General features: G+C 63.1%; 11 protein-coding genes. 6 read left to right on the plus strand and 5 right to left on the minus strand.

The genetic code is table 11. The features are described from left to right. Window positions 1-62 precede the first annotated feature (62 nt). Together RL_RS27020 and RL_RS27025 are read right to left on the minus strand one after the other, a co-directional pair. On the minus strand, window positions 63-965 hold the full coding sequence (locus RL_RS27020; protein ID WP_011649755.1) for a sugar phosphate isomerase/epimerase family protein: 903 nt from the start codon (window positions 963-965) through the stop codon (window positions 63-65). 11 nt (window positions 966-976) lie between these two features. Next, on the minus strand, window positions 977-2,011 hold the full coding sequence (locus RL_RS27025) for a Gfo/Idh/MocA family protein (RefSeq protein ID WP_011649756.1): 1,035 nt from the start codon (window positions 2,009-2,011) through the stop codon (window positions 977-979). 215 nt (window positions 2,012-2,226) lie between these two features. Here RL_RS27025 and RL_RS27030 point away from each other — a divergent pair, with 215 nt between their 5' ends. Then, window positions 2,227-3,270, plus strand: a complete 1,044-nt coding sequence (locus RL_RS27030; RefSeq protein ID WP_011649757.1) for a substrate-binding domain-containing protein — start codon at window positions 2,227-2,229, stop codon at window positions 3,268-3,270. Between the two features lie 49 nt (window positions 3,271-3,319). After that, window positions 3,320-3,568, plus strand: a complete 249-nt coding sequence (locus RL_RS27035) for a type II toxin-antitoxin system Phd/YefM family antitoxin (protein WP_233938709.1) — start codon at window positions 3,320-3,322, stop codon at window positions 3,566-3,568. Between the two features lie 44 nt (window positions 3,569-3,612). Here the strand turns inward: RL_RS27035 and RL_RS27040 are convergent, their stop codons facing one another. Further along, window positions 3,613-4,947: an LLM class flavin-dependent oxidoreductase gene (locus RL_RS27040; protein WP_011649759.1), complete on the minus strand. Its 1,335-nt coding sequence runs from the start codon at window positions 4,945-4,947 to the stop codon at window positions 3,613-3,615. Window positions 4,948-5,268: 321 nt separating this feature from the next. On the opposite strand from RL_RS27040, the gene RL_RS27045 reads away from it, so the two are divergent. After that, window positions 5,269-6,486: an SfnB family sulfur acquisition oxidoreductase gene (locus RL_RS27045; RefSeq protein ID WP_041936783.1), complete on the plus strand. Its 1,218-nt coding sequence runs from the start codon at window positions 5,269-5,271 to the stop codon at window positions 6,484-6,486. 80 nt (window positions 6,487-6,566) lie between these two features. Here RL_RS27045 and RL_RS27050 read toward each other — a convergent pair whose 3' ends face one another. Together RL_RS27050 and RL_RS27055 are read right to left on the minus strand one after the other, a co-directional pair. Continuing rightward, on the minus strand, window positions 6,567-7,775 hold the full coding sequence (locus tag RL_RS27050) for an acyl-CoA dehydrogenase family protein (protein WP_011649761.1): 1,209 nt from the start codon (window positions 7,773-7,775) through the stop codon (window positions 6,567-6,569). A 78-nt stretch (window positions 7,776-7,853) separates the two neighbouring features. After that, the gene (locus tag RL_RS27055; protein ID WP_011649762.1) at window positions 7,854-8,900 is read right to left on the minus strand and encodes a substrate-binding domain-containing protein; all 1,047 of its coding nucleotides are present in this window, start codon (window positions 8,898-8,900) and stop codon (window positions 7,854-7,856) included. Between the two features lie 235 nt (window positions 8,901-9,135). Here RL_RS27055 and RL_RS27060 point away from each other — a divergent pair, with 235 nt between their 5' ends. From RL_RS27060 to RL_RS27070, 3 genes are read left to right on the plus strand one after another with little or no spacing between them, the layout of a single operon-like run. Further along, the gene (locus RL_RS27060) at window positions 9,136-10,620 is read left to right on the plus strand and encodes a sugar ABC transporter ATP-binding protein (protein WP_011649763.1); all 1,485 of its coding nucleotides are present in this window, start codon (window positions 9,136-9,138) and stop codon (window positions 10,618-10,620) included. Next, the gene (locus RL_RS27065; RefSeq protein WP_011649764.1) at window positions 10,617-11,678 is read left to right on the plus strand and encodes an ABC transporter permease; all 1,062 of its coding nucleotides are present in this window, start codon (window positions 10,617-10,619) and stop codon (window positions 11,676-11,678) included. Before RL_RS27060 ends, RL_RS27065 begins: the two co-directional genes overlap by 4 nt. Window positions 11,679-11,694: 16 nt before the next feature. Then, entirely contained in the window at window positions 11,695-13,065 is a 1,371-nt protein-coding gene (locus RL_RS27070) for an LLM class flavin-dependent oxidoreductase (RefSeq protein WP_011649765.1), read from the plus strand. The last annotated feature ends 138 nt before the right edge of the window (window positions 13,066-13,203 follow it).

Consider the following 13,203-nt stretch of genomic DNA (forward strand, 5'->3'; position numbering starts at 1 on the left):
GATTCTCCTCCTTTGTGGTTATCCCCGTTTCCGGCAATTCCTCCTTGCCGGCCACGATATCATCAGACCGGATCGACGACGAATTCGCCGCCCCGGGCATGCTTGAGGTGGTTGAGCGCATAGACCTGGCCGGTCATTTCAAGCGCGTCGCGATAGACCGGGTCGTGCCAGCCTTCGATGTCGATGGAGCCCGACCAGCCGGCAAGGCGCAGCTCGGAAATGATGTCGGTCCAGTTGCTGTCGCCGAAGCCCGGCGTGCGCATGAAGACGAACTTCTCCTTGCCGAAGATGCCGTGTTCCTTGATGACCTCCCAGCGGATGGTCGCGTCCTTGCCGTGGACGTGGAAGAATTTGTGCGCCCATTTGCGGATCTGCGGTAAAGGGTCGATCAGATAGACCATCTGATGGCACGGTTCCCACTCCAGCCCGATATTGTCATCAGGCGTCTCGTTGAAGATCAGTTCCCAGGCATCGGGATTGTGGGCGATGTTCCAGTCGCCGCTTGCCCAGTTGCCGTCCATGGCGCAATTCTCGAAGGCGATCTTGACGCCCTTGTCGGCGGCGCGCTTGGCAAGCTCGCTCCAGATCTGCTTGTAGCGCGCCAAGCTGTCGGTCAGCGGCTTGCCGCGGATGCGGCCGGTGAAGCCGGCAACGCAGGTGGCGCCGAAGTGATGGGCATTGTCGATGCAGTCCTTCCAGCCCTGCAGCGTCTCGAGGTCGATCGCGCTCTCTTCCAGCGGATTGCCGAACATGCCGAGCGTCGAGATGGTGATGTCGCGGTCGCCGATCGCATCGAGGCAGCGCTTGCCGAGTTCGGCAAGGTTCTGCCCCTTGGTCGTCTGCCAGAAGAAGGGTTCGAAGCTTTCGAAGCCCATGCCGGCGATCTCGCCGATGCGGGTGGCGGCGTCGCCCTTGTTGCCGCTGACCATGGTGCCGATACGAATGGATTTTGCAGGGTTGCTCACGTCACGTCATCCTATGCTGAAATTTCGACGCGCCTGCCCGTCTTGGCGCTTTCGATCGCGCCGAAGACCATGGCAAGGCTTCGGATATTGTCGGAATTAACCGTCTCGGGCCGTTTGCCGGTGCCGATCGCCGCGATGAAGTCGGCGATGACGCTGGCGTGACCATGGGTCTCCTCGTCATGGTCCGGACCGGGAACGTTTACGGCAACAGAGCCGCGTAGAAGGCCGGGCTCTTCGCCGGCGATGGTCGCCTTGAAATTCTCTTCGCCATCCCAGGCGAGCATTCCCTTCGAGCCGACGAGGCGCCACTGGCTTTCCCAACTGGTGCGCTCGCCTTCAGCGCACCAGGAGCCGCGATAGGTGAAGACGATGTCGTCGGAAAATTCGAAGATGGCGTTGGCCGAGGCGCCGTGCCGGTACCACGAACCCTTCGGATTGCGCTCGACGCAATAGACGGCAAGCGGCTTCCTGTCGGCGACGTAGCGCGCTGCATCGAAGGTGTGGATCGCCATGTCGAGAAGCAGGACGTTGTCCATCTCTTCGCGGAAGCCGCCGAAATGCGGCGCCAGGAAGAAGTCGCAATGGATGCCGGTGAGTTCGCCGATCGCGCCGCTTTCGACGAAGCGGCGAAGGCGCCTGACGCCTGATATGAAGCGGCGGTTCTGGATGACGGCGTGGATGCGGCCGGTCTCGGCGGCAAGATCGACCAGCGCGGCGCCCTCGGCAAGCGAGGCCGCCATCGGCTTTTCGCTGAGCACATGGCAGCCGGCCTTGAGTGCGGTGGAAACGACGTCGTAGCGCGCGGCCGGAATGACGATGTCGAAGACCAGGTCGGCCTTTGTGGCCGCGATGACGTCGGACAGGTCCGAACCGATGACGGCGCCTTCAAGGCCGAACTCCGAGGCAAGCTTTTCCGCCGTCTCCCGATTCAGGTCGACGAGGCCGACGATGGTGATGGAGTCGGCCAGCAGAGGGTTGGAAGCGATGGCGCGCAACCAACCTTTGGACATAGCTCCGCACCCGCACAGAATGGCACTGAATTTCACGATTTCCTCCAAGGGAACGGTGTCAACTCTCCTCGTGACACGCACTCCGTAAACGTTTACGACTGTAGGCGAAAACATTTTGCGGTGTCAATAGACGGCAAATGGGAAATTACGGGCCCAGATCCGGACGGATCTGAATTATAGAAATGGAGCATGATGTCGTCCGAAAACCGCGCACACTTTTCGGCATCATGCTCCCGGGAAAATCGTCAGCGATGAAGGGGATTCGCCAGCTTGCCGAACACTTGAATATCTCGATCGGCACGGTCTCCCGCGCGCTGAACGGCAAGCCCGATGTCAATCAGGAAACCCGCCGGCGGGTGCTGGCGGCGGCCGAGGAACTCGGCTATGTCGCCAACCAGTCTGGGCGGAGCCTGAGGCAGGGGGAGACGAAGGTCATCGGATTGATGATCGAATCCAGCAAGGAGACGGTCGAGAACGCCGACAACTTCTTCCTCGGCGTCACCAGCGGCCTGCAGAGCGTCTTTGCCCGCCACAAGCTCGATCTCCTCATGTTGCCCTGCCCGAGCGACGAGGATCCGCACGAATATCTGAAGCGGATGGTGGCGCGGCGCATCGTCGATGCGATGATCATCTCGGACACGCAGCGCGTCGACCGGCGCATCGACTTTCTGTCGCGGGCGAAGATCCCCTTCGTCGCGCTCGGCCGCAGCCTTTCGGCCAGCAATTTTCCATGGATTGATCTCGATTTCGAGGGCGTGGCCGACCATGCCGTCGAGCGGCTGATCGCGCTGGGCCACCGCCGGATCGCGATCACCGCGCCGTCGAGCGAGGCCAACCTCGGCTATCTCTTTATCGACAGCTATCGCCGGGCGCTTGAGCGGCACGACATTCTCTTCGACCCGTCACTCGTCATCCGCATCAGGTCGAGCGAACAGGGCGGCTACCAGGCGGCCCATGAGCTGCTGCTGCTCGAAGAGCGGCCGACGGCGGTGATCCTGATCTACGAGCTGATGGCGATCGGTCTTTATCGCCGCCTGATGGAATCGGGCGTCATGCCCGGCCGCGACCTTGCGGTGATCGGCTTCCGCGACGCTCCGCGCGCACGGTTCCTGCAGCCGTCGCTGAGCTGCTTTCGTATCTCGCTCTACGATCTCGGCGTCGCGCTCGGCCGGATGCTTCTCGCCACCATGCCGGCCTATCGAGAGTTCTATCCGGGCGACGGCCGAAACATCATCTGGCCGCTCGAACTGATGCCGGGCGAAAGCGATGCATTCGATGTGGGGGCCATGGTCTGAGACCGGCAGGTTGGGTATATTCCCTCTTGATGTAGAGTGGATGGTTTCGATGAAAATGTCCTTCATGACCGGCGCAGCCTTCAACCGGAATCCGAGCAAGGCGAAGAAGGAAGCGAGCGAGCGGCCGCTGGTGATCACTGATCGCGGCGAAGCGGCCTATGTCCTTGTCAGCTATGCGGAATTTCAGGTGAACTGGACGCCGAAGACGCTGTTTGAGGCATTGCGCGATCCCTCCGCTGATGAAAGGGAATTCGAACCCGCGCGGCCGGGCTTTGACAACAGGACCGTCGAATTCTGACGGTTACGCCATCGTATTGCCGCGCGGGGATTGCCCGTAGCGTCTTAGGCATTGGCGGCGAAAAACCGGTTCTCCGGCCGCGGCAATCCGAGATGTTCACGCAGCGTCATGCCCTCGTATTCGCTGCGGAACAGGCCGCGGCGCTGCAGCTCGGGAACCAGCCGTTCGGTGACGTCGGTGAGACCTTGCGGCAGATAGGGGAAGACGATGTTGAAACCGTCCGAACCCTCCTCGTCAAGCCAGCGCTCCATCTCGTCGGCGATGCTGGCCGGCGTGCCGACGAAGGCAAGGCCGGCATAACCGCCATAACGCTGCGCCAGCTGGCGCACCGTCAGATTTTCCTCCGCCGCAAGCTTCAGCACCTGTGCCCGGCCGGTCTTGCTGGCATTGGTGTCGGGAATATCGGCCGGCAGCGGTGCGTCGGGATCGAAGCCCGAAGCGTCATGGCCGAGCGCGATCGAAAGCGAAGCGATGGCGCTGTCGTAATGCACCAGACTGTCGAGGGTGGCGCGTTTGGCGCGGGCCTCCTCGATGCTGTCGCCGACGATGATGAAGGCGGCAGGCAGGATCTTCAGATGCTCGCGGTTGCGGCCGATACCTTCCATGCGACCCTTGATATCGGCATAAAGCGCCCTGCCCGCGGCCAGATCGCGCGGCGAACAGAAGACCATCTCGGCGGTCTCCGCCGCAAGCTGGCGGCCGGGGTCCGACTGGCCGGCTTGGACGATGACGGGCCAGCCCTGCGGCGGCCGGGCGATATTGAGCGGCCCGCGCACGCTCAGTTCTTCGCCCTTGTGGCCGAGCACATGCATCCTTTCCGGATTGAAGAACAGGCCGCTTTCCCGGTCGCGGATGAAGGCATCGTCGGCGAAGCTGTCCCAAAGCCCGGTCACGACATCGTAGAATTCCCGGGCGCGATGATAACGCTCGCCATGCTCCACATGTTCGTCAAGGCCGAAATTGAGCGCGGCGTCGGGGTTGGAGGTCGTGACGATGTTCCAGCCGGCGCGGCCGCCGCTGATATGGTCGAGCGAGGCGAAACGCCGGGCGATGTGATAGGGCTCGTCGAAAGTGGTGGAGGCAGTGGCGACGAGGCCGATGCGCTCCGTCACCGCCGCCAGCGCCGAGAGCAGCGTGAAGGGCTCGAAGGAGGTCACGGTGTGGCTGCGCCTGAGCGCTTCGACCGGCATGTTGAGCACGGCAAGGTGATCGGCCATGAAGAAGGCGTCGAATTTCGCCCGCTCCAGCGCCTGCGCGAAGGACTTCAAATGGGCGAAATTGAAATTGGCGTCGGGATAAGAACCGGGATAGCGCCAGGCACCGGTATGCAGGCTGACGGGACGCATGAAGGCGCCGAGGCGCAACTGCCGTGGGGTCATGACTTTCCTCATGGATCGGGCAAGGCGGCCGCCTGCCCCGCATTGGGCATTCTGTCTGAAGCCGCTGCAGCGACGCATCGGATATCGGTTACGTAGGAACTCGACGAATTCAAATCGAGGCCGGCTCCGCTAATTTCCGGTAGCGATTTCGGCACTTTTCCGGCCACGTTTTCGCAGAACCGCCCGACTGAGGCACTAATCGCGGCAGCCAGAAGCCGATAAGCAAACACTTTTCATTTTCGATGACATCTATAGAATTTGTGCTCTTATTTCGACGCTCGATTTCTTTCACCGATAGGCTCGTCAGAAATGGAGACATCGATGAACACCGTGCTGAGGCAAGCAGACCAGATCCGGCCCGTGGCCGACCGTATCGGCAGCGACGAGGAGGCGATCGCCACTGCCCGCAGATTGGCAGCGCAATTTGCCGCACGCGCCGCCGAGCGCGACGCCGACAGGATCCTGCCTTTTAGCGAACTCGATCTTCTCGCCCAGTCCGGCCTTTTGGCGATCACCGTGCCGGCGCAATATGGCGGCCTCGACGTCTCCAACGCCGTGCTTGCCGAGATCACCGCGATCCTGTCGGAGGCGGACGGTTCGATCGGCCAGATCCCGCAGAACCATTTCTATATCCTCGAAGCGCTCAGAACCGATGGCGGCGAGGAGCAGCAGCGCTATTTCTTCGGCCGCGTGCTGGCCGGCGATCGTTTCGGCAATGCGTTATCCGAGCGCGGCACCAAGACGGCCGGCCACTACAATACGCGCATCACCCGCGACGGTCCGGGTTACCGGATCAACGGCCGCAAATTCTATTCGACCGGCGTCCTCTTCGCCGATTGGATCACCATCTTCGCGCTCGATCCGGAGGATCGCCTGACCATGGCCTTTGTGCCGAAGGGCACCGAAGGCGTCGAGATCGTCGACGACTGGGACGGTATTGGCCAGCGCACCACCGGCAGCGGCACGACGATCCTCGACAATGTCTATGTCAGTGCCGATTCCGTGGTCTTCCATCACAAGGGCTTCGAGCGGCCGACGACGATCGGCTCCGTTGGTCAGATCATCCATGCCGGCGTCGATCTCGGTATCGCACGGGCGGCCTTTGCCGAAACGCTTGAGTTCGTCAGGACGAAATCGCGGCCCTGGATGGATAGCGGCCTTGAGCGTGCCTCTGACGATCCGCTGACGATCGCCAAGGTTGGCCAGATCGCCATACGGCTGGAAGCCGCAACGGCTCTGGTGGAGCGCGCCGGCCACAAGGTCGATGCCGCGCAGGTCGAGACGACGGAGGAAAAGGTGATCGCGGCGACGCTGGCAGTCGCTGCGGCGAAGGTGCTGACGACCGAAGTGGCGCTCGAGGCCTCGAACACGCTCTTCGAGCTTGCCGGAACTTCGTCGGTGCAGGCGAGCCTCAACCTCGACCGCCACTGGCGCAATGCCCGCACCCATACGCTGCATGATCCCGTGCGTTGGAAATATCACGTCGTCGGCAACTACCATTTGAACGGCGTAACGCCGCCGAAGAACGGCGCGCTCTGAAATCTCCCCGCTCTTCCAAACGAAAGCCCCATTGCCGGCGCCGGCAATGGGGTATTTGCTTTCGATGAAAGATGGCCGCCTCAGCTATAGAGGCTGACCTCCGGTATCTTGTCGTTCAGCACGAATTCACCCACTTCCCTCGCCTTGTAGAAGACCGGGTCGTGCAGTGTATGGGTGCGGACATTGCGCCAGAAACGGTCGAAGCGGTATTTGTCGGCTGTTGAGCGTGCGCCCGTCAGCTCGAAGACGCGCGAGGTGATGTCGAGCGAGACATGGGTGGCGTGAACCTTGGCGGCATAGGCTTCCGCCGCCGCCTCGCCGCGCTCACGCGCGGTGACGTCGCGGCCGCGGGCAAGGCCCGCCTGCACGGCGGCTGCCGCACTGTCGGCAAGGGCTGCCGAGGCCTTCAGCGCGGCAGTGAATTCGCCGACGCGTTCGAGGATATAGGGATCATCCGCCGCCCGCTCGACACCCGAGGTGATCCACGGCCGGGTCGTGTTGCGGACGTAATCGACGGCCGCTTGCAGCGCGCCTTCCGCGGTGCCGAGATAAAAGTTGACGAAGACCAGCTGGATGAACGGCGTATTGAAGGTCGACAGCACCGGCGGCGCCACGTCGGATGCAGCCGGCGCGCCGACGAAATCCTCCTCGTAGACGGGGAAGTCGCGGAACTCGACGCTGCCGCTGTCGGACAGGCGCTGGCCAATATTGTCCCAGTCGTCATTGGCGACGTAACCTTGACGATTGGTCGGCACGGCGAAACCGGCGATCTTGTCGTCAAGCGTCGCATTGGCATTGATATAGTCGGAGACCCGCGCCGCCGTGGAGAAGGACTTGCGTCCGTTCAACACATAACTGTTGCCGCGACGGGTGAGCACCAGTCCGGGATCGCGCGGATTGACGGCTGCACCCCAATAGAGGTTCCTGGCGACGGTATCGCTGCCCAGCGCATGGGCGCGTGCGGCATCAAGGGCCCAATAGATGTACTGGCTGTTGACATAGTGGTAGCCGAGCAGCTGGCCGATCGAGCTCTCGCCACGGGCGAGAATGCGCACCAGCCTCAGCCCGTCGACCCAGTCGAGGCCACCGCCGCCGATTTGCGTGGGATGCAGCGCATTGAGCAGGCCGGCATTCTTCAGTTTGACGATCTCGGCGAGCGGCGGACGGCCTTCGCGGTCGAGGTCTGCGGCGCGCCGCGACAGGTCGGCAGAGATATCCTCCGCACGGGCAAAGAGGTCTTCGCGCGTCGGGTTGCGGCTGGCCGCGAAGATGACATTGGACTGGCTCATAGGCGGAACTCCATTTCTCCAAAAAGATGATCCGGCGGGAGCCACACGCTTCCGCCGGAAGGATCGAAGTGCGAGTTCTCAGAACAGCTTGTCGGGGATCCAGCTGGCGGTCGCCGCATCGCTCGTGCTGAAGGCCGGGATCTTTTCGGCCAGCTCCTCGATCGTCTTGACGCCGGCTGCGCGCAGGCTTTCCTGCGTCAGAAGTGTTGGCTTCACGGTGATCTGGTGGGGAACCGTCTGTCCGGCGATTTCGAGTGCTGCGGCGCGAATGGAGACGGCGCCGACGACGGCCGGATTGGTCGCGACGGTCGCGACCCAAGGGCTGCCTTCTTCGATGATTTCCTGGATATCGGCCGTCGAGACGTCAGCCGAATAGATCTTGAGCTTGCTTGCTATGCCGAGATCGTTGGCAGCGAGCTTCACGCCGCGGGCGAATTCGTCATAGGGGGCGAAGACGACCGATATATCGGGATTGGCAGTGAGCACGGCCTTCGCCTGATCGGCGGTCGAAGTCGCCGTCGTGTCGCTGACATTGCCGAAACGGGCCTTTTCGACCACGCCTTTATTGTCCGACTTGAACTTGTCCCAGACTTCGTTGCGGCGGTCGAGCGGCGCAAAGCCCGCGACATAGACGTAGCCGGCGTTGAAGCTGTTGCCGTTGTCCTTCACCACCTGTTCGAGCGCCAGTGACGCGAGTTCGTGATCGCTCTGCTCCACCTGCGGAATCTTGGGGTTGTTGAGGTTGACGTCGAAGGCCACGACCTTGATGCCCTTGTCGAGCGCCTGCTGCACGACGTCGCCGAGCGATTCCGGCAGGCCGTGGTCGATGACGATGCCGGAGACGCCGAGATTGATCGCCTGGAGGATCTGTTCGCGCTGCTCGGCGGCATCCTGCCGGCCGGGGAAGATGCGCAGGTCGATATCCAGCGCCTTGGCCTGGGCTTCAGCCCCTGCCTGGTAGGCCTGGAAGAAATCGCCGGCCGAGATGTAGCTGATCAGCGCTACTTTGACGCCGCCCTTGTCGAAAGGGGCAGGAGCGCCGGACAGACCGTCGGCTTTTGCGCCTTGAATGAAAATGAACGGAATGACGGCGGCGGACAGTGCGAGCCGTGCGAGGGATTTCATCGTCGCGTTCCTTTTAGCAATCGGGAGCGTCGTCTGACAGGTCTGGCAGCCCTCGCGACGCGTTGGATTATTAGATATAATCTCTATGTTTTTAGTAGAGTAAATGATCCGATTTTATGGGCTGTGTGAGATTCTTTGTTTCCCGAGGGCAGTTCGCCGGGGAAAGGCGTGCCTGGAGTTCAACCGCCCGGACAGGGCACACTCCGGCTTCGATCGCAGTCCCGGACCTTTATCGATGCCGCTTCTTCACATTGAAAATATCACCCGCAGTTTCGGGTCGACGCGGGCGCTTGCCGGCGCTGATTTTTCTATGGAACGCGGCGAGATCGTGGCGCTGATGGGCGCAAACGGCGCGGGAAAATCGACGCTGGTCAAGATCCTTTCCGGCGTGCTTCCGGCCGATGGCGGCATGGTCAGCCTCGATGGCCGCGCCTTTGCGCCGCGTAGCCCGGCCGAAGCAGCAAGGGCCGGTGTCGTCACGGTGCATCAGTCAACGGATCTCGTCGGTGCGGCCGGTCTGACGGTTGCCGATGCCCTGCTGCTCAACCGGTTTGCCGATCGCAGCACACCCTTCTTCGTCTCGCGCGCCGGCATCCGCCGTGCAGCGCAGGCCATGCTAGATGCCGCCGGCTTCTCCCTGCCGCTGGACCGTGATTTCGGTGACCTCGCCAGCGCCGATCGGCAACTGGTGGCGATCGCCCGGGCGCTTGCCAACCGCGCCGACCTCCTCATCCTCGACGAGCCGACGGCGAGCCTCTCCGGAGAGGAAAGCCGCCGCCTCTTCGATATTCTGCTTAGGCTTCGCCAAAAGGGCCTGGCGATCCTCTATATCTCGCACCGCACCGCCGATCTCGAAGCCATCGCCGACCGCGCGCTCGTCATGCGCGGCGGCCGCGTCGTCGGCACCTTCTCGCGGCCGATCGATTTTTCGAGCGCCATCGAGACGATGATCGGCCGCAGACTGGATGCGGCCCGGCCGGATGCGCGGCCCGCGACCGGACCAGTGATTTTCGAGATGCACAATGCCCGCCTGCTGCCGACAGGCGCCCCCTTCGATCTGTCGCTGCATGAAGGCGAGGTGGTTGCGGTCACCGGCGTGCTCGGCGCCGGCAAGAGCCGGCTGCTCCAGGCGATCTTCGGCGTGGCGGCGCTTGCCGGCGGCCAGATGTTCCTCGATGGCCGGCCCTACCGGCCGAAAAGGCCGGCCGGAGCGATAGCGGCAGGTGTCGCCATGGCCGCCGAAGACCGTCATCGCTCCTCGTTGATGCCGCCGGCATGGCCGGGCAATTCGCTGTCGGCGACGATCAGCCTGCCGCATCTTGCCAAATGGTATCCGCACGGCTTCCTCGTCGGCGGCCGTGAGCGCCGCGAAGCCGAACAGGCGATCACTCGTCTCGGCATCAAGGCCGCGGGTCCGCTCGCCTCGGTCTGGTCACTGTCCGGCGGCAACCAGCAGAAGGCGGTGATCGCCCGCTGGGAGGCGGAACCAAGCCGGCTTCTGCTGCTCGACGAACCCTTCCAGGGTGTCGACGTCGGCGCCCGTCATGACATCATCCGGGCAATCCGCGCCCGCAGCGACCGGGCGACGCTGATCGCGACCTCCGACCCGGAGGAGGCCTATGAGGTGGCCGACCGCATCCTCGTCATCGACCGCCACGTGTTGAGGCCCGCGGCAGACGGGGCCGCTCTTTCCTCTGCCATCCAGGGAATATCCGCATGACGACGATCGACGACGACACTCTTCCACAGGCAAGCGCCCGGCCGAAGGCATCGCCGCACGCCGATAGCGGTCGTCTTGCAGCACTCGGGGCGTTCCTCCGGGCGGGCGCGGTGTTCATCCTGTTGGCACTGCTCGTCGTCGGGTTCACCGTCGCCGAGCCCGCCTTCATCAATATCGCCAATCTCATGAGCATCCTGCAGGCGGTGTCGGTCGTCGCCATTCTCGGCGCCGGCGTCACCGTCACGCTTGCTGTCGGCGGTTTCGACCTGTCGATCGGCGCGGTCGCCGCATCGAGCGTGATGGCGGCGAGTTACGCGATGATCGTCTGGGGGCTCGACGCCTACGCGACGGTGCCGCTGGTGCTCGCCTTTGGCGCTCTGGTCGGCCTCGTCAACGCCTTCCTCATCGTGCGCCTGAAGGTGCCGGATCTTTTGGCGACGCTGGCGATGATGTTCCTGCTTTCCGGCCTGCAGCTGATCCCGACCGCCGGCCGGTCGATTTCGGCCGGCCTCACCCTGCCGGACGGCTCGAAGGCGACCGACGCTTTCGACCCCGCCTTTTTGCTGATCGGCCGCTACAGCATCCTCGGCACCCTGCCCGTTTCCGTGGTGCTGATGGCGGTAGTCGCCATCGCACTCTTCATTCTCACCGAACGCACCCGCATCGGCCGGCTACTGTTTGCGACCGGCGGCAACGAGGTCGCGACCCGGCTTGCCGGCGCCTCGACGGTGCGGCTGAAGACGCTCGCCTATGTCCTATCGGGCACGCTGGCATCGCTCGGCGGCATTGTCATTGCCGCCCGCGTCGGGCGTGGCGATATCTCGTCCGGCGGCTCGCTGCTGATGGATTCGGTCGCCGCAGCACTGATCGGCTTTGCCGTCTTCAACCTGCGCCGCCCAAACGTGTTCGGCACCATTGCCGGCGCGGTCTTCGTCGGTGTGCTGCTGAACGGCCTCACCATGCTGAACGCCCCTTATTACACCCAGGATTTCGTCAAGGGCGCCGTGCTCGTCGGCGCGCTCGCCCTCACCTACGGCCTCGGCCGTAGCAATCCCTAATTCCGAGGAAGAAAACATGACCCGCGAAATCAGGCTGAACGCCTTCGACATGAATTGCGTCGGACACCAGTCGCCGGGGCTCTGGCGCCATCCGCGCGACAAGTCCTCAACCTACAAGGATCTCGACTACTGGGTGCATCTGGCAAAGACGCTGGAGCGTGGCAGGTTCGACGGGCTGTTCATCGCCGACGTGCTCGGCCTCTACGATGTGCTGAACGGCAATGTCGATGCGGCACTTCGCCATTCGGCGCAGGTACCGGTCAACGATCCGCTGCAGCTCATTCCAACCATGGCCTACGAGACCGAACATCTCGGCTTCGGCCTGACGGCGTCGCTCTCCTTCGAGCACCCCTACACCTTCGCCCGCCGCATATCGACGCTCGACCATCTGACCAAGGGGCGCGTCGGCTGGAATATCGTCACCTCCTACCTCAACAGCGGTGCGCTCAATATCGGCCAGCCGGCGCAGACCAAGCATGACGATCGCTACGACCTCGCCGAGGAATATCTCGAGGTCTGCTACAAGCTCTGGGAGGGAAGCTGGGAGGACGGCGCCGTCGTCCGCGACCGGGAAAGCGGTATCTTCACCCATCCGGAAAAAGTCCACCCGATCCGCCATTCCGGCAAGCATTTCAACGTGCCCGGCATTCACTTGAGCGAACCCTCGCCGCAGCGCACGCCGGTGCTCTACCAGGCCGGCGCTTCCAGCCGCGGCAAGGATTTCGCCGGCGCCCATGCCGAGTGCATCTTCGTCGCGTCGCCGTCGAAGCCCGTGCTGAAGCGTTACGTCGCTAATGTCCGCGAGGCGGCCGAACGCGTCGGCCGCAACCCGCGCGAAATCCTCGCCTTCAACCTGCAGACCGTGATCCTCGGCGAGACCGATGCTGAAGCGCAGCGGAAGTTCAACGAATACCGCAAATATGCCTCCTTCGAGGGCGCGCTGACGCTGATCTCCGGCTGGACCGGCATCGATTTCGGCCAGTTCGGCCCGGACGAAGTGCTGCGGCACCGCCATACCAATGCGGTGCAATCGGCCGTCGAGACCTTCACCACAATCGATCCCAACAAGGAATGGACGGTGCGCGAAATGGCCGACTGGGTCGGCATCGGCGGTTTCGGCCCTGTCTTCGTCGGCTCGCCGCAGACGGTCGCCGACCTCATGCAGGAATGGATCGAGGATACCGACGTCGACGGCTTCAACCTCGCCTATGCCGTGACGCCCGAGAGCTTCGAGGATGCCGTCGATCTGCTGGTGCCGGAACTGCAAAAGCGCGGCGTCTACAAGACCGACTACGCCAAGGGAACGCTGCGGGAAAAGCTTGGGGGAGCGGGGCCGCGGCTCGTCGCGCCGCATCCGGGGGCGGCCTATCGCAACCTCGCCGGATAACCGGTCAGGCTTGCCGCCGGCGGCTGACCGGCAGTGATTGCTCAGGCGAATGCGCACAGGGCAGAAAAATATCTCGCCCGGCTCGCGCATTTGAATTTAATATCCGTCGCAATGATCTTTTCGCTTCGAATATAGTCT

The sequence above is a fragment of the Rhizobium johnstonii 3841 genome (assembly GCF_000009265.1).
Classification (GTDB): Bacteria; Pseudomonadota; Alphaproteobacteria; order Rhizobiales; family Rhizobiaceae; genus Rhizobium; species Rhizobium acaciae.